Origin of the sequence: Alcanivorax nanhaiticus (genome assembly GCF_000756665.1) — a bacterium.
GTDB classification, from domain to species: domain Bacteria; phylum Pseudomonadota; class Gammaproteobacteria; order Pseudomonadales; family Alcanivoracaceae; genus Alcanivorax; species Alcanivorax nanhaiticus.
The window spans coordinates 21,221-37,897 of sequence record NZ_ARXV01000003.1; the positions used below are offsets into that span (position 1 = coordinate 21,221).

The 16,677-nt window shown below is 56.0% G+C and carries 16 protein-coding genes; 9 read left to right on the forward strand and 7 right to left on the reverse strand.

Annotated features, from left to right (window positions below):
• Positions 1–256: 256 nt before the first annotated feature.
• Genes Y5S_RS04180 through Y5S_RS04195 form a run of 4 tightly spaced genes read left to right on the forward strand, consistent with a single transcriptional unit; the run spans position 257 to position 4,173 of the window.
• Positions 257–1,696 (forward strand): circularly permuted type 2 ATP-grasp protein, encoded by a 1,440-nt coding sequence (locus Y5S_RS04180; RefSeq protein ID WP_035230768.1) that lies wholly within the window; start codon positions 257–259, stop codon positions 1,694–1,696.
• Positions 1,696–2,625 carry an alpha-E domain-containing protein gene (locus Y5S_RS04185; protein WP_035230770.1) on the forward strand — a complete coding sequence of 310 codons (930 nt, stop codon included), beginning with the start codon at positions 1,696–1,698 and terminating at the stop codon, positions 2,623–2,625. Before Y5S_RS04180 ends, Y5S_RS04185 begins: the two co-directional genes overlap by 1 nt.
• Complete coding sequence (locus Y5S_RS04190; RefSeq protein ID WP_035230772.1) at positions 2,622–3,419, forward strand: transglutaminase family protein; 798 nt, start codon at positions 2,622–2,624, stop codon at positions 3,417–3,419. The genes Y5S_RS04185 and Y5S_RS04190 overlap by 4 nt, the downstream gene beginning before the upstream one ends.
• A 31-nt stretch (positions 3,420–3,450) precedes the next feature.
• A complete protein-coding gene (locus Y5S_RS04195; protein WP_035230773.1) occupies positions 3,451–4,173 on the forward strand; it encodes a proteasome-type protease in 723 nt (240 codons plus the stop codon).
• A 292-nt stretch (positions 4,174–4,465) separates the two neighbouring features.
• On the opposite strand, the gene Y5S_RS04200 is transcribed toward Y5S_RS04195, so the two are convergent.
• Complete coding sequence (locus Y5S_RS04200; RefSeq protein ID WP_035230775.1) at positions 4,466–6,505, reverse strand: LTA synthase family protein; 2,040 nt, start codon at positions 6,503–6,505, stop codon at positions 4,466–4,468.
• A gap of 188 nt (positions 6,506–6,693) precedes the next feature.
• On the opposite strand from Y5S_RS04200, the gene Y5S_RS04205 reads away from it, so the two are divergent.
• The 3 genes from Y5S_RS04205 to Y5S_RS04215 all read left to right on the forward strand — a co-directional run bounded on the left by Y5S_RS04205 (position 6,694) and on the right by Y5S_RS04215 (position 8,493).
• The gene (locus Y5S_RS04205) at positions 6,694–7,479 is read left to right on the forward strand and encodes an acyl-CoA thioesterase (RefSeq protein ID WP_035230777.1); all 786 of its coding nucleotides are present in this window, start codon (positions 6,694–6,696) and stop codon (positions 7,477–7,479) included.
• Positions 7,476–8,108 (forward strand): 1-acyl-sn-glycerol-3-phosphate acyltransferase, encoded by a 633-nt coding sequence (locus Y5S_RS04210; RefSeq protein WP_035230779.1) that lies wholly within the window; start codon positions 7,476–7,478, stop codon positions 8,106–8,108. The genes Y5S_RS04205 and Y5S_RS04210 overlap by 4 nt, the downstream gene beginning before the upstream one ends.
• A 118-nt stretch (positions 8,109–8,226) precedes the next feature.
• A complete protein-coding gene (locus tag Y5S_RS04215) occupies positions 8,227–8,493 on the forward strand; it encodes an acyl-CoA-binding protein (RefSeq protein WP_035230783.1) in 267 nt (88 codons plus the stop codon).
• On the opposite strand, the gene Y5S_RS04220 is transcribed toward Y5S_RS04215, so the two are convergent.
• Positions 8,470–9,669 (reverse strand): tetratricopeptide repeat protein, encoded by a 1,200-nt coding sequence (locus tag Y5S_RS04220; protein WP_231552624.1) that lies wholly within the window; start codon positions 9,667–9,669, stop codon positions 8,470–8,472. The two genes, Y5S_RS04215 and Y5S_RS04220, sit on opposite strands and share 24 nt — an antisense overlap.
• Positions 9,670–9,879: 210 nt before the next feature.
• On the reverse strand, positions 9,880–10,815 hold the full coding sequence (locus tag Y5S_RS04225; protein WP_197055104.1) for a DMT family transporter: 936 nt from the start codon (positions 10,813–10,815) through the stop codon (positions 9,880–9,882).
• A 146-nt stretch (positions 10,816–10,961) separates the two neighbouring features.
• Here Y5S_RS04225 and Y5S_RS04230 point away from each other — a divergent pair, with 146 nt between their 5' ends.
• Positions 10,962–11,717, forward strand: a complete 756-nt coding sequence (locus Y5S_RS04230; RefSeq protein ID WP_035230787.1) for a M90 family metallopeptidase — start codon at positions 10,962–10,964, stop codon at positions 11,715–11,717.
• Positions 11,714–12,025: an antibiotic biosynthesis monooxygenase family protein gene (locus Y5S_RS04235; protein WP_035230790.1), complete on the forward strand. Its 312-nt coding sequence runs from the start codon at positions 11,714–11,716 to the stop codon at positions 12,023–12,025. Before Y5S_RS04230 ends, Y5S_RS04235 begins: the two co-directional genes overlap by 4 nt.
• Positions 12,026–12,049: 24 nt before the next feature.
• On the opposite strand, the gene Y5S_RS04240 is transcribed toward Y5S_RS04235, so the two are convergent.
• The 4 genes from Y5S_RS04240 to minC form a co-directional block, all read right to left on the reverse strand.
• Positions 12,050–14,401 carry a hybrid sensor histidine kinase/response regulator gene (locus Y5S_RS04240; RefSeq protein WP_156107572.1) on the reverse strand — a complete coding sequence of 784 codons (2,352 nt, stop codon included), beginning with the start codon at positions 14,399–14,401 and terminating at the stop codon, positions 12,050–12,052.
• A gap of 412 nt (positions 14,402–14,813) precedes the next feature.
• Positions 14,814–15,071, reverse strand: a complete 258-nt coding sequence (gene minE / locus Y5S_RS04245) for a cell division topological specificity factor MinE (protein ID WP_035230795.1) — start codon at positions 15,069–15,071, stop codon at positions 14,814–14,816.
• A 3-nt stretch (positions 15,072–15,074) separates the two neighbouring features.
• On the reverse strand, positions 15,075–15,890 hold the full coding sequence (gene minD, locus Y5S_RS04250; protein WP_035230797.1) for a septum site-determining protein MinD: 816 nt from the start codon (positions 15,888–15,890) through the stop codon (positions 15,075–15,077).
• 33 nt (positions 15,891–15,923) lie between these two features.
• A complete protein-coding gene (minC, locus tag Y5S_RS04255) occupies positions 15,924–16,652 on the reverse strand; it encodes a septum site-determining protein MinC (protein ID WP_035230799.1) in 729 nt (242 codons plus the stop codon).
• Positions 16,653–16,677 lie beyond the last annotated feature (25 nt).

A 16,677-nucleotide genomic window follows, 5' to 3' on the forward strand; every position in this document is an offset into this window, starting at 1 on the left:
CAAAAGCAGCTGCGTAACAGCAAAACGCGTCCTCGGCCGCTTAACAGCGGCAGCAACGCCTCCTTCGGTCCGCCCGAAATTGGGCGCTATTTGCACCATGGGCTTTGCTGTGCCCTGTTTTGGATCTTTCCCCCGCTAAGTCCCTCAAAAAGCGCTCTTAAGGTATGCCCATTCTGGCACAGGACTTGCTGTGGTGCTTAAGGAGAAGTGCTGAAGGGGCACGCCTGTAGTGTGCTTCAGGACCAAGGAATACGCCATGCGGTCATTAAAGTTGCCGGCGGTGTCCGGTTTCGATGAGATGATAGCGCCGGGCGGTGGGGCACGGCCTCACTACACGAGTTATCACGATTGGTTGCTGCGACAGGATCGCGGCTTGCTGCAACGCAAACGCAAGGAAGCGGAGCTTCAGTTTCACAGGGTGGGCATTACATTCAATGTGTATGGCGAGGATAGCGGCACTGAACGGCTGATTCCTTTCGATACCTTGCCACGAGTGATTCCCGCCAGCGAATGGGATCTGCTTGAACGCGGCGCTATCCAGCGCGTTAACGCCCTGAACCTTTTTCTTCATGATATCTATCACGACCAGAACATCATCCGTGATGGTCGGATACCTGCCGAACAGATCTTTGGTAACAGCCAGTACCAACCTTGTATGCAGGACGTGGACCTGCACAACCAGGTGTACTCGCACATTAGTGGCGTGGACCTGATCCGTGATGGAGAAGGGGACTGGTATGTGCTGGAGGACAATTTACGCACGCCCTCCGGCGTGAGTTACATGATTGAAAACCGGCGCATGATGATGCGGTTGTTTCCGGAATTATTTGCGGAGCAGACGGTGGCGCCGGTCGAACACTATCCGACTCTTCTTTTGGAAACACTGCAACAGAGTGCCTCGTATAGTCATCCGACAGTGGTGCTACTGACCCCTGGACAGTTCAACAGCGCTTATTTTGAACATGCCTTTCTAGCTCAGCAAATGGGGATTGAGTTGGTGGAGGGCGCGGATCTTTTTGTCAAAGACGGCTTTGTCTATATGCGCACCACCGCAGGGCCACAGCGGGTGGATGTTATTTATCGGCGAATCGATGATGATTTTCTTGACCCGCTCGCGTTTCGTTCCGATTCCATGCTGGGAGTCCCCGGCCTGCTCTCTGTATACCGGCAGGGCAATGTGGTGCTGGCAAATGCGGTGGGCACCGGGGTGGGGGATGACAAGTCTATTTATCCTTATGTGCCGGACATGATTCGTTTCTATCTGGATGAAGAGCCGATCCTGAACAATGTGCCTACCTGGCAGTGCCGCAAGCCGGATGATCTGAAAGAAGTGTTAGAGAGGTTGCCCGAGTTGGTGGTCAAGGAAGTCCATGGCGCGGGTGGCTACGGGATGCTGGTAGGTCCTGCAGCCAGCCAGGCGGAGGTGGAGTTGTTCCGTGACCGGCTATTGGCTGACCCGGAAAACTATATTGCTCAACCGACGTTGTCCCTGTCGACCTGTCCGATCTTTGTGGAAGAAGGGATTGCGCCGCGTCACATTGATTTGCGCCCCTTTGTTCTCAGCGGCAATGAGACACGGGTGGTGCCCGGTGGGCTGACGCGGGTGGCCATGAAGTCGGGCTCGTTGGTGGTGAATTCTTCTCAGGGGGGCGGCACTAAGGATACCTGGGTACTGGAAGGCGGGGAGGAGACCTGATGCTGAGTCGCACTGCTTCCGACCTTTATTGGCTATCCCGCTACTTTGAGCGTGCAGAGAATACGGCGCGGATGCTGGATGTGGTCTGGAATCTCTCGCTGATTCGTTTTGCGGTAGATACTCAGGCGGAAATCGCCGCGCCGTTAGCGATCACCGGGACAGGGGATCACTACGGTTCACGGTATGGGAAAGTCACCATTCAGAACGTGTTGTTCTTCTTCACGCTTGATGCGGATAGTCCCGCCAGTATTTATTCCTGCCTCCGCCAGGCCAGAGCCAGCGCCCATGCGGTTCGCGGCAAGATCACCGCGGAAATGTGGGAAAGCGTGAACAGCACCTGGCTGGAGCTGAAAGACATTCGGCAGATGGGATTGCAGGCCTATGGTGAAACTGCGTTCTTTGAATGGGTCAAGAACCGCTCGCATCTGTTCCGCGGGGCTACCTATGGCACCTTGATGCGCAGTGATACTTTTCGCTTTCTGCGATTGGGCACCTTCATTGAACGGGCGGATAACACCGCACGAATTCTCGATGTAAAACATCGGGAAGGGCAGCAGGAATCCAACACCACGCTGGATTATTACCGTTGGCATGCGTTGTTGCGCTCGGTAGGCGCTTATGAAGCCTTCCGCGAAATGTTCAGTGAAACCATTAATGCTGAGCGGGTAGCGGAGTTGCTGATTCTGCGTCCTGAAGTGCCTCGCTCACTGCTTTCCTGCCTGCAAATGCTGTGTGAATTACTGCCTTCTATTGAAGGAAACGCCGGTCTCGAATCAAAGCGGCTGGCAGCGGTACAGCTTGCCAGGCTGCAGTACGGGGACATGAATCATATCGTCGATATCGGGCTGCACGATTATTTGACCGACTTCCTGCGCCGGGTCAATGAGCTGGCGGATACCATTCAAAGTGAATATCTGGAGCTGGTATGAAACTGTCTATCCAACACAGTACGGAATACCGTTATTCAGAACGGGTAAAGCACAGCACGCAGTATCTTCGTCTCACGCCCAGGCCCTCTGCCAGGCAAAGGGTATTGAGTTGGCAGCTGGATCTTCCCGAGCATGCTGATGAAGGCTCCGATGGGTATAACAACATTCTTCATGTATTGACGCTGGACAAGCCACATCAACAGATCGCGCTGACGGTAAAAGGGGTGGTGGAAATTACCGATGAGGATGGTGAGGACTGCGATCATCGCCTGTCTCCTTTGGTGTTTACCCGGCCCACCTTTTTAACCGAGTGCAATGAATCGCTGCTTGAGCTGGCGCATCGCCATGATGGACAAGAAGAATGCCTGCGGCTTGAGCGGTTGAGTGAATCCATTCTTGAGGGCATGCCGTTCACGCCGGGCGTGACCAGCGTGGCCAGTAATGCGCGGGAGGCCTGGAAACTGGGTAAAGGGGTTTGCCAGGACCATACCCATGTGTTCCTGGCTTGCTGCAGGGCACTGGGCATGCCTGCTCGCTACGTGAGTGGCTATTTGTACAGCAAGGACTCTGAGCATGTGGCCAGCCACGCCTGGGCAGAAGTCTGGCAGGGGGACAGCTGGAAAACCTTCGACGTGACCAATCAGACCTGTCAGCCCCGTCATCATCTCAAACTGGCCGTTGGCATGGATTATATGGATGCCTGTCCGGTCCGTGGTGTACGCTTCGGCGGTGGAGTCGAGTCTCTGGAGGCAGTGGCACTGGTCAACCAGGCCGCATCAGAACGCATGCAGTGACTGGCTGGGAACTTGATCGGAGCGAACAAGCATGACTTATTGCGTGGCCATGTCCCTGGAAAAGGGATTGGTATTTGCTGCGGACTCTCGCACCAATGCGGGGGTGGATCAGATTGCGACCTTTCGTAAATTGCACAAGTTCATGATTGATGGCGAGCGTTCTATCGTCATCCTCAGCGCGGGTAACCTGGCAACGACGCAGAGCGTGATCAGTCTGCTCAACATGCGTCTTAATAGCGATCAGCCCAATCTGTTCGGGGCCCGGTCCATGTATGAGGTGGCGACTATCGTTGGCAGTACTTGCCGTGAAGTGATACGTCGAGACGCGGGACAAAGTCAGGGCAATGTGGATTTTGGCAGCAGCTTTATTGTTGGCGGCCAGCTCCATGGCGAGCGCCATCGTCTGTTTCAAATCTACCCGGAAGGCAACTTCATAGAGAGTACGCCGGATACCCCTTACTTTCAGATTGGTGAAATCAAATACGGAAAGCCCATTCTTGACAGGGTGGTGGATTATCAGCTGCCGCTCAAGGATGCGGCGAAATGTGCCTTGATCAGTCTGGATTCGACGATCCGTTCCAATTTGTCGGTGGGGCTGCCTCTGGATGTGCTGATCTACAAATCAGGTAGTTTTGACCTGTCCAACCACCACGATGTGACCAACGAAGACAGCAACTTTCGCGCCTTGGGTGAAGCCTGGTCCCAAGGGTTGAGAGAGGCCTTTGCTCAATTGCCGGACGTGGAGTGGGAATAACAGACGCCGTCCGCAACAGGCTTCATCCGACAAGCGAAAGCCTTGCGCGTCTGTAGGCGCTCTCAGAGTATCCCTGCAAGCGAATCGAGCCAGGGTAAGCAATAGCGTTTCGAGACGCGAGTTTCGAGTTGCGAAAGGAAAAAACCTTGCTTAGAGGGCTGGGTTTCAGTTTTTGATTTTCGAAACTCGTTTCTCGAAACCCGAAACGGTTTTCTCGCCAGCACCGGAGCCTCGCCCATCGACGAGGTTCCGGTTTGCCTGTTGCATGAAGCGTGTTGAGCGTGGCGTCGCCTCAATCATCCACGTTGTCGTACATCATATAGCGTGCGGTTTCATACTCGCCGCGGGCCAGATTGAAGAGTCGTTCGAAGACTTCGGGATGTTGTGACGCCACATTCTCTTTGGGTGTATCACTGTGCAGATCATGGAGGGTGGCGTTGCTGCCATCGTCATCCATGCGTACCAGAAAATCTTTCGTCACCATGCCGTAGACAGGGTTAGGGCCTTCCAGCAGGACCACGAAACTGGCGCGATCTCCTTCCGGGGCAGGAATCTGGAAGTCCCTTCCAAGAGTCGTGTTGCGATAGTTCAGTCCCACAAGACCTGCCACCGTCGGCATCACATCAATGAGCCCTACCGCTTGGTCGATCACTCGGGGTTGCAGGTAGCGAGGCGCATAGAGGATGTGGGGCACATGGTTGCTTTCCAGGCCCAGCTGCTCCATGGCCGGTGCCATGTGGGGGATCGTGGTAATGCGATTGTTATGATCGCCGAAGAACACAAAAATCGTGTTATCGAAATAGTCACTTTCCCGCGCCCATTTCATGTATTCGCCCACGTTGTAATCCAGCAGCCGTACCGCATTGAACTGGGCGGCACTGCGGAAACCATACTCAGCCAGTTGCTCATCCGACAGGTCGGTACGAGCCTGGAAGTCACCGTTATTCTCTGGAATAGTGAAGGGGCGATGGTTTCCTGCCGTCTGGATAAAGGCAAAGAACGGCTGGTCATTGGGCAGGTCATTGAGAATCTGATTGGACTCCCGGAACAGATCCAGATCGGAAATCCCCCAGACGTCCACATTCGGGGATTGCCAATCGCCTTCCTGATGCAGCTCCAGACCATCAATACTTTGCTGAACCAGACCATCCAGATTAGCCCAGCCCGCGTTGCCACCAATGAAATAGAACTTCTTGTAATCCTTGAACTCATTCAAGACCATACGTTGGTGACTGGTCAGGGGATTGCGGCTGGCACTTTCGGTGGGAGCGACATCGGGGATACCGGTAAAGGTTGCCCAGATAGTTTTTGCGGTCCCGGTAACAGGCACATAGAAGTTTTCGAAGCGCCAGCCTTCGCGACCCAGGGCATCCAGATTCGGGGTGCTCTCAATGGGTAAACCGTAGCTGCTGACACGGCTGGCACCGAGTGATTCGAGCATCACAAAGACCACATTGGGTGGGCGTGTCGTATCCAGTTTGTGTTCCTGAATCTCCACCGTGCGGACATAATTGAGGTTGCCGCGCTGTGTTTCAGGAATGCCCAGATGCTCTGCCATCAGCGGGTAGTAGTCGGTTACGACTTCCTTGTTGTAAGGCGAGACGGGAATCAGCAGCGTATCGCGGAAGTACAGAACCGGGTTAAGCCCCAGCGCACCAATGGCTCTGTCGCCGGAAATAAAGGCCTCGCTCCAGCGCATTGGGATGGGGTTGGCCAGGTTGATGTTGGTCACCCGGCCCAGAATGGCGAAGAAGAACAGTGCAAAACAGACCAGGAACCCCACTGTCGCTTGTACGCCACTGATGCCTGCCGCGCTACGTTGCAGCAGCTTGCGCTCAGCAACGCGTGCCAGCCAAAGGCAGAGTGCCACGCTGAGGATCAACCCCAACAAGATCCAGATCACTGGATAGCTTTCCCACACCATCAAGGTGGAATCCCTGGTGTCTTGCAGGAAACGTAACGCCGTCACATTCAGCCGTTCGCCGAGGTAAGCGTAGTGGCCGAAGTCAAAGATATAAGTCAGCCCCAGCAGAGTCAGCGCAACCAGCTGGTAAGCGTGCGCCAGAAAGCGCATCAGGCCGCTGGTCAACAGGTTGAAACGCGGCAGGTAGGCAAGTGCCGCCAGGGGGAGCATCATCAGTAGCGCCAGGCGCAGGTCAAAGCGTAGCCCAACCCCGAGAGCACTGAGTACCGCCCCTTGATCCACATCGGGAGTGTTGGGGACTTCGGAAAAGCCGAAATAAAAACCTGCACGCAGTATCACCATCAGCCCGAAAAACAGGGCGGTAATGGCCAAAAGGTACTGCAAGCGGCGAGATTTCAACCAGGTCATTCTTTTCTCCAACTGGCGAAACGGGAAAATTGGCGCCTATGCTACCGTTTAGCGGGGAGTTGCGCATGGCAAAATCACCCTGATCTGACGTTACGTCGCAGATGGCGGTGGGTTTGTCCTGATTGCGGGTTTCACCTTGCCAAGCGCAATGCTATTAATCCCCGCAAAGAAAGCGGATGGACAGAGATATGACATTTGATGAAGTCCTTGCCTCAGTTGATGGCAAAGGGAATGGCGTATTGCCGGAAGGCTGGGGGCAGGGCAGAGCCCTGTTTGGCGGGCTAGTGGGCGCTGTGCTGTACGATCACCTGGAAAAGTCGGTTGCGGCAGGACGTGTCTTGCGCAGTTTTTCGCTGTCTTTTGTCGCGCCTGCCGCTCCGGGACCGGTGGCATTGAGCAGTGAGGTGTTTCGGGAAGGAAAGTCTGTGATGCAAGCCATGGTGACTGCTCGACAGGAGGGACAGGTCGTTGCCGCCATGCTGGCCAGCTTCGGTAGTGCCCGTGAATCTACAGTGTATGTGGCAGCCCCTGTCGTTCCACCGATGAAAGCAGCGGCGCAAAGTCAGGCAATGCCAGTGGTTAAGGGGCTTACGCCAGATTTTCTTGCGCATTTCGATATGCGTTATGCCTCTGGCATGCCTCCGTTCTGTGGCAGTGAAGAGGCCAATTTTTCCGGATATATGGGATTCCGGGTCCCCCCGGCCAACATGGGCACCGCCGCCTTGATCGCCTTGGTTGATACCTGGCCTCCGTCGGTGTTGTCTATGCTCAAGGCCCCTGCACCAGCCAGTTCGTTGACCTGGACGATGGAGCTGCTTGACGATCCGGCAACCCGAAGCCCGGAGACGTTGTGGCAATATCAGGTTCGAACAGAGCAGTGTCAGGATGGCTACGGGCAAAGTAGCGCCACCATCTGGGACGCTGAGGGCAAGGCGGTCGCCTTGAGTCGCCAGACATTTACGGTATTTGCATGAAACAGGAACTTCCCGCCATCACGCTGCAGACCATTGCGCCGGCGGTGCCACGCCGGGGCCATTGGTTTCTGGCCGGGCTCGGTCGCCTGATCCTGTCTCTCATGGGGTGGCGGATTGTGGGCACCTTGCCCAATGTGGACCGGGCAGTGTTGGCTGTCGCTCCACATACTTCAAACATTGATGGAGTGATTGGGCTAAGTGCTATTCAGGCGCTGCGGGTCTATGTTCGATTTATGGGCAAACACACCCTGTTTGAGGGCCGGCTGGGCAGGTTGATGTACTGGCTGGGAGGGATTCCGGTGAATCGCGACAACGCCAGGGATTTGGTCGAGCAGACGGCTCAGGCGATGCAACAGGAGCCGTGCTGGCTGGGTATTGCCCCGGAAGGGACTCGTAAAGGTGCGGAGCGCTGGAAGACCGGTTTCTACCGGATTGCAGAGGCCCAGGGGATTCCCATCGTGGTATTGGGGTTCTGCTACCGACGCCGGCAGGTGAGGGTGGTCGGTAGTGTCATGCCCACCGGGGACATGGAGGCCGATTTACAGACCATGGTGGATATGCTGGTCGACATTGTTCCGCGCCACCCTGAACTATTGTCAGCCCCTTTTCGCGAGCGGGTTTCGTCCTGACGATCCCCCAGGGAGTGATTCAAAGGCTCCCTGGTGTTGATTCTCATCGGGACACCGCGCACTATTTCTTGCAACCGGGCAGGCTTGCCCATCACTGTGCTACAGGACAGGAATAACAATGACTGACACCGCACGTTTCGAACAGGCACAACAGGATGTCCAAACCCTGGATCGCAAACCCTCCAACGACGACTTGTTGTTTCTCTATGCGCACTTCAAGCAGGGCAGCGAAGGGGATGTGAGCGGTAAGCGCCCCGGCATGCTGGATATGGTCAAGCGAGCCAAATACGATGCCTGGGCAAAGCTAAAGGGTATGGATGCGGATGCCGCCAAGCAGAAGTATGTAGAGAAAGTGGGCGCGTTACTTGTATCCCACAAGGGATGATTGAGTACGTCCTTCACTGTTTTGCAGCAACTGGGCGATGCCCAGTTGCGCTTCCCCTGCCAGATTACGGTAGTAACGCTTCAGCACAGGAAGCTCGGCCTGAAGTGCGGATCTGACCTGGTCTCTGGCTGCCTGGATAGACTTGTCCAGAGCCATCTTGTCCGCTTCCATCTGTTGCTTACGCTGCTGTAGTTCCGGTGGTAGCGCGGTTGAACCAAGCGAGGCCAGCCGGCTATCCAGGCGTGAAAGTCTTTCCCTGGCGTCATCCAGCCGCTGTTGTAACTCCGCCATCTTCGGGGCGTTAGCCAGAACGCGCTCCAGATCTGCAATTTCCTGTTCGGTGGCTTTCTTCTCGATCTCAGCAGCACGGCGGAAGGCGCCATTGGAGAGATCGCGGGCCGAGGCATGCTCGATAGCGGCATCGAGTGTTTTTTCAGCGGCTTGCAAACACCGCAGCTGGTTTTTTGCTCCGATCAACTGGCGGGTGGAATCCAGCACATTACTGTCGCTATCCCGAACCAGAGCCAGTACCAGTTGATCCATAACGGTGGTGCTATTCCCCGCCACGCTGTTAGTGAGGGCGCGGTACAGGCGATCCGGGTTGTTCTCCAGCTCGTTGAGCGCTTTCATGTTCTCGGTGGCCTTGGTGAGTGCCAGGTTATAGACCGGCAGTGCCTGGGCCGTTGCTCCTTGCTTACGCCAGTCATCACCGGCCAACACCAGGCCGGATACCGCTCGCGGATTGCCCGGGAAGCGAGCGGCAATGCGCAGAAACCAGGCGCGTGCACGCTCTCCATCACCATCCTTGCGATAACTTTCTGCCAGCAAAAGCGCCGCATCCACGGCTGCTGGACTGTTCTGTTCGATCTGGGTCAGCTGTTGGCGGGCAAAGGCGGTATCGCCGTCCTGCAGGGCCAGAGCGGCCAGGCGCAAGCGGGCGTAATTGCCAAGGATCGGTTTATTGATGCCTTCGGTGGTGGTGTTGTACTGCAGCAGTACTGGAGCTTGTTGATCTACAGCGGGCTGATCCAGCAGGCTGACCAGGTTTTGATCAGCACTTTGCAGTGTGACCGAATTTCGGTCGCCTTCCTGGCAAGTGGTCCCGTGGCTGTATCCGCCTGCGCTGATCAGCAGGGCAATCATCAGGCTTTTCACTGGCAGTCTGTTCGCGTCCATGGCTCGACATTTTTATTGTGGTTTTGATGGGTGTGATGGTGCGCCATGTTGATGCAGAGAAAAGGAACTGGATCACACAGTTCGGCCTGACATGTACACCTTCTTGAATATTGGTACCTGGGTGGGGGCGAGACTGTGAACAGGCTGGCACCAATAGCGGTGCCAGCTGTTTGATGCTGATGAAATAAGCTTAGGGGAGGGGTAATGCGGTTATATGAGCCGTATCAGCTTACGCACCGCTCTCCAGCGGTTAACCAGCAAGGAGAGGAAAATCAGCCCACAGCCGCAGACCTGAAGGAGGCTCATGCTCTCGCCAAACCAGGCAGCAGCCATCAATGCTGTCCACATGGGTTCCAGTACCATGATCACTACGCCGTGGCTCTGCAGTGACAGACTTTGGGCATAGGTCTGAACCAGAAACCGCAGGGCAGTGCCTACCGTGGCACTCAGAACAATCCACATAACCAGCCGGCCAGACATCTGCACAAGGGCACTTTGCCATTCCTCGAACAATAGCGAGAGTGTCCCGGTCACCACGCCGACTACGCAGAGGACGACAGTGGTCAGGGCCAGGGCAGGAATGCGGGGTTGTTCTACGGTTTCACCATTGGCTCCCCGGATGGCCAGTGTATTGGCCGCGCGGGTATTGAGATTGAAATAGAGAGCAAAGATGGCCGCGGCAATGATGAACAGCAGCTGGCCGGCTTCCAGATGCAGGCCTTGCTCCAGCGACAACAAAGCCAGACCCGCCACCGCTACAGGCAGGGCCAACCAGGTACTGCCCGGCACGGCTTCGGCAAAGAACAGCCGGGCGATCACGGGCACCAGTACTACGCCAAGGCTGGTCAGGAAGGCACCTTCTCCCACGTGGCTGGCAAATGCCAATCCCAATACCCAGAAACTCATGGCGATGCCGAAGACCAGCCCGACACGGGCGCATCGCCAAAGCTGTTCGCGGTTCAACCGGGCTAGCTGGGGAAATGCTACCAGCGCCAGAAAGAAGGCAGCGAGCAGAAAACGCAGTGACATGAATAGCAATGGAGGCATGGCGAGGACCGCTTCGCGGGAAAACATCCAGCTGATAGCGGCCAGTAATGTCACTACCAGCAACAGGGCATCGGCTTTGTTTGCTTGGCTGAGTGACACGAACGGCGCTTCCATGAGGGTGGGGATCGGATGGTAGCATGACCTGTCATGGTGGCAGGATTCTCTGAGCGCCATAAAAATGGCGAATGTCGCCATGCTCTGTGTTGCTGATATTGCGGGGTGTTTTCAAGGTCCTGAGGAGGCTCATGCTCGAAAGCTGGCGTAATTGGCGGGATGCCCGCCGCGTAAAAAAGATGGGCTACACCCAGGCGCAATGGGAGTCTGCGGTCTCAGACTGGCCGGTGATGGCGCGCTATCAGGGAGCACAACGGGAAGCGCTGATGAATTTGTCGTTTCGCTTCCTCGCCCGTAAAAGCATTGCCCCGGGCGGCGACTTTGTGATCAACGATGCCATGTGCCTGAAAGTGGCGACCATGGCCTGTGTACCCATCCTCAATCTCGGTCTCAACTGGTATGACGGTTGGTACACCGTGATTCTCTATGAAGGCGCCTTTATCCCGAATCGCCCGCATCGCACTGGCGATGGTGTAGTACATGCTCGTGGCCCGGTGCTTTCAGGAGAGGCCTGGCACCAGGGGCCGGTCATATTGTCCTGGGAAGCGGTTACCCAGGCGGGTGGTGCCAGCAATGTGGTGATTCATGAGATGTCGCACAAACTGGACATGCGCCATCAGGGTGCCAATGGTGCGCCCCCTTTGCATCAGGGAATGAGCCCGCGGCAGTGGCATGACACCTTGAGTCAGGCTTATGAAGAATTGCAGCAGGATTATCAGCAACACCGCCCGATGCCTGTGGATGCCTATGCGCTCACCGGCCCCGGTGAATTCTTTGCGGTGTGTAGTGAGGCATTCTTTGAGGCGCCGCAAGCATTACAGCATGACTGGCCTGATCTTTATCGGCTGCTGGCCAGATTCTACCGTCAGGGCGAGGAGGCTGGATGAAGTACATTTTCGAAGTGACAATGAAGCCAGGCTTTACCGTAGAGGAATATGCTCAGGGATGGCTTGAGGCCAGTCGAATCATTCAGGAATCGGCAGGGGCCCAGGGGACTTATCTGCACCGGAAAATTGGTTATCCGGATACGGTTCTGGCGATTGCCCACTGGCAAAGCAAGGCGCATCGGGATGCCAAGGATGATGCTCGCAGCGAGAAGGTCCGGGCTATTCTCGCACGTCATGCTCGCGTGGTATCGGTGAGTGTCGTGGGGGAGTTCGAAGACCCTGAATGGCAGGTTTTACCCAACGGGTAAACATCGGTGTTGTACAGACGAGGTCTATGCCCATTCGCGCAATTTGCGTCTGAGAAGATCCAGTGTCACGGGTTTGGAGACATGATCATCCATACCGCTGGCGAAGCAGCGTTCACGATGCTCAGTGGAAGCGTGGGCGGTCAGAGCGAGGATAGGAATCCGGTCACGTTTCTCGCGCTGTTCAAGCTCCCGGATCAGACGGGTCGTCTGGTATCCGTCCATGTTTGGCATTTCACAATCCATCAGGATCAGGTCGGGTTGCCTGTCAGGGTCTTCCAGCAGGGCCAGGGCTTCAGCACCGCTACTGGTCAGTGTGGTTTTGATGGCCAGTTTCTTGAGCAATGCACCGATCACCATCTGGTTGACAGCATTGTCTTCCACCACTAGCACATGCAGGGATTCCGTGTCCTGGTCTGCTGGTGGTTCGCGCCGGGCCTGATTCATTGCACTGCGCTGCAACGGGATGGTTAAGGTAAAGGTGGAGCCTTTACCTGGTTCACTTTGGGCCTCCAGGCGGCCTTGCATGAGTTCGGCGAGTTGCCGGGAAATCGCCAGGCCAAGGCCGGTCCCGCCGTACTTGCGGGAGGTAGAGCTGTCGGCTTGCTGGAAGGATTGGAACAGCATGCCGACTTCCTGGTTACTCATCCCTATGCCCTGATCCTCAACCTGACAATGCAGCAGTAATACTTCTGGATCTCGGGTACGACCAGCCTCCGCACGTAATGTGACGGTACCGTGCTCGGTAAATTTGATCGCATTGGAGAGCAGGTTCAGCAGAATCTGTCGCAACCGCGTCTGATCCCCTTTTACCCATTCCGGCAGATTGGCCCGCCAGTCGCTGACCAGTCTGATGTCCTTTTGCTCCGCGTTGGCGTGGAAGATCATCAGGCAATCTTCCAGCAGGGTATGGAGATTGAAGCTGCTTACCTCCAGTTCAAGCTTTCCGGAACTGACTTTGGAGAAATCAAGAATATCGTTGATGACATTCAGCAGGCTGTTGCCAGCGCTGTGGATCGTGTCCACGTAGTTGCGCTGGGTGGCGTCCAGACGTGTACCACGCATGAGCTCGGCGAGCCCGAGCACCGCATTCATTGGGGTGCGAATTTCGTGGCTCATTTTGGCGAGAAAATCACTTTTCGCGTCGTTCTCGGCCTTGGCGCGAGCGATTTCCTGTTGGCGCTGCAGGGTTTCCTTCTTCAGGGTCCGTAAGCGGTAGGCCAGTCCGAACGACAATAGCACTTGCTGGAGAACCAGGCCCAGCTGTACACCGATAATGTTCATGATGCCGGGAAGGGTGATAACGCCATAGGCTCCCAGAGACAGTAACGCGACAGCGAGAAGAAACATGCCCCAGCCGAACAGGAAGATTCTTGCTTCGGCGCGTCCCCGATAAAGGCTGTAAGCACCGATCAGTATCAGCAGCACCAGCGTCAGCAGGGCGACGCCCCCCTGCAATGAGGCAATAGTGCCGACCGGCGTGACCAGCATGACAACGATGATGATGGTATGAACAGCAACGGCACCGAGTAGCAATCGGTCCAGCCAGCGCCATTGTTTGGTGCGCAAGAAATCGCGGGCAAACAGCAGACCCGAGAGCAGGGTCAAATAGCCGAATAGATGATTGGCCGACTGTGGCAGCACCATGTCTGCAAACCACAGTCGATGTGCGACGCCTTGCAGACAGGCTATGTAGAGTGTCGAGCAGGCAACGTGCATGACATAAAAACGACTGCTGCGCTCTTTCCCGCCCAACCACAGCACCAAGTGATAGAAGAACAGACCGATGCCTATGCCGTAGAAACCGCCCATCAGCCATTCATGGCTGCTTTGCTGCTCGATGAAATCATCACGTCCACTGAGACTCAACGGCACGGTCATGGCGCTGCTAATGGTGTGTACTCTCAGGTACAGAGTGACACTGCTTTCAGCAGGGAGCGTAAAGGGAAGGGTAAAGCTGCGAAGACGAACAGGGCGGCTATTGAAGGGCAGGGTGTCGCCCATGGCCCAGGAGTGCACGCCCCTCTGGTCTACCAGGAAGAAATCCACATTGTCGAGGACCCCATAATCCACCTGAGCCCACAGCGGGAGTTCCACCGTATCGGTATTGTCCAGGCGAACCCGGAACCAGCAAGCATCCTGACGGTAGCCAAAGTTGATTCGGGCACGCTCAAGAGGCTGATATGGCTGGTGGCGCGCATCATCCAGGGTGGATGTGGCGTTACCGTCACACCAGCTTTCGATATAGGGGCCGAGTTCAATGTTGGGGACGGGGTCGTGCAGTTCCAGTGGGTCTTGAGCCAAGGCGAGCAAAGGCAGAACCAGCCCGATCAACTGGCTCGCCATCAGCATCCTGGTCACAGCAATTCCGTTTGCCAAGATTTCTCCCTGAGCTCCTGCCGTGCCCGGCGAGTTGTCCGGACGCGGCGCAGAATAATCTGTTTTTATTATCTTTAGGGCTGCTATTGGCAGCGGGTAACGGTGAGTGAGGCGTGTAAAGCACCGTCTACAAGGAGAATAATCCGGTCTCCGCAGTGGCGCAAAAAAACTGCCTGAATTTTATACGTGTATTTGCGGGGGAGTTCTATGTGGTCAGAAAAACAGACTGAACGGCATGCGGATGCATAAAAATGAGTATGTCAAAAATCAGGGGAGGATAAATTCCATCGCGACGGAACGGTCGCTTCCACAGTGATTACTGCCCAGCGTGGGAAGCCTCTCTCCGGCGATGCGCCATAAAAAAAGCGAACCATACGGTTCGCTTTTTCACTTCACTGAGTCTGGCAGCAACTCACTGAGCGCCTTCTGGCAGGGTGATATTCAATTCCAGAATTTCGCAGCCGGACTCCCGGTCCAGCTGGATGTTCACTGCATCCTGATCAACCGGTACGTATTTGCGCACCACCTGCAGCAGCTCTTCCTGCAGTTGCGGCAGATAGTCAGGTCCACCGCGGGTGGAGCGTTCCCGTGCCACGATGATTTGCAGCCTTTCCTTGGCAACAGAGGCTGTAGACTGCTTTTTGGGCAGCAGATAACTGAAGATGCTCATTCCTTAGCCTCCAAACAGACGGCCCAGCAGACCTTTCTTGTTCACGGTGATGAAACGATGCGGGATCTGGTCGCCCAGGAAGCGCGCTACCGCGTCGCTGTATGCCTGGCCGGCATCAGAATCGGTGTCGAGAATCACCGGGCTACCGGCGTTACTGGCATTCAAGACTGCCTGGGACTCCGGGATCACGCCCAGCAATTCGATGGCCAGGATTTCCTGAACATCTTCTACCGACAGCATTTCGCCTTTTTCCACTCGCTCTGCGGAGTAGCGAGTCAGCAGCAGGCGTGCCGGAATATCACCATTGCCTTGTTCGGCGTGGCGGGTCTTGCTGGCCAGGATGCCGATCATGCGGTCAGAATCGCGCACACTGGAGACTTCCGGGTTGGTCACTACCACGGCCTCATCTGCGAAATAGGCAGCCATCAGTGCACCTTTCTCGATACCGGCCGGGCTGTCACAGATGATGTAGTCCATCTGCAGGTCATCACGCAGTGCGTTGAAGACCGCTTCCACGCCTTCCTGGGTCAGGGCATCCTTGTCGCGGGTTTGTGAGGCAGGAAGGATGAACAGATTGTCCACCTTCTTGTCCTTGATCAGGGCTTGCTTGATGTTGGCATCGCCATTGATCACGTTCACCAGGTCGTACACGACCCGGCGTTCGCAACCCATGATCAAATCCAGGTTGCGCAGGCCCACATCAAAATCAATCACAGTGGTTTTAAAACCGCGCAAGGCAAGCCCAGTAGCCAGTGCTGCACTGGTAGTGGTTTTGCCGACGCCACCCTTGCCGGATGTCACGACCACGATCTTTGTCACGCTATTTCTCCTTGCCGTCTCAGTCCCTGAACGCTATTTCAGCGCGGTAAAATGCATCGCCTCGCCCTGCAGGGACAGGTGCACAGGCTGATTTCGGTGTGCATCGGGTAGATCTTCTGCCACCCGATAATGCCCGGCAATCGACACCAGCTCGGCGTTGAGCTGCTGACAAAAGATCCGGGCGCTGGTATCGCCCCTGACGCCAGCCATGGCTCGGCCGCGCAGGTTGCTGTAAACGTGAATGTTGCCTTCCGCCATGAGTTCTGCACCGGTACTGACCGGAGCCAAAACAATCATATCGCCACGGCTGTAGACCTGTTGGCCGGAGCGGACCGGCTGTTCCACGACCAGCGTTTCGCTGCTGTCGGGTGCCTTGGTGGTTTCTTGCTTCGGGGTTTCCTGCCGCGGTGCGTCCACGCGACGGGGGATATCCCGTCCTCCGCTCAGGCTCAGTGTTCCCAGTCCTACCAGGGATGCCGTCGCCTCATCGATATGATCGTTGCGGGCCAGGGCCACCAGATTGACGCCCAGGTTGCGCAGGGTGTCTACAGCAGGCATCAAGTCGGCCGTTTCCAGTGTCAGTGTTTCAGGAAGATCGATCACCACTGGGGCTTGCTGTAACCATTCTGCGGCGTCATCCAGACGCTGGCTGATTTCCTGGTGCAGCTGGGCGGCATCCAGGGTATTGAGCTGCAGAACCGTCATCATCAACATGCGGCCCTTGAATTCGAGAACTGATTTTTCTTCGACGACTGCTGTCATTCCTGACCTGTGTAGCTGGGGCGAG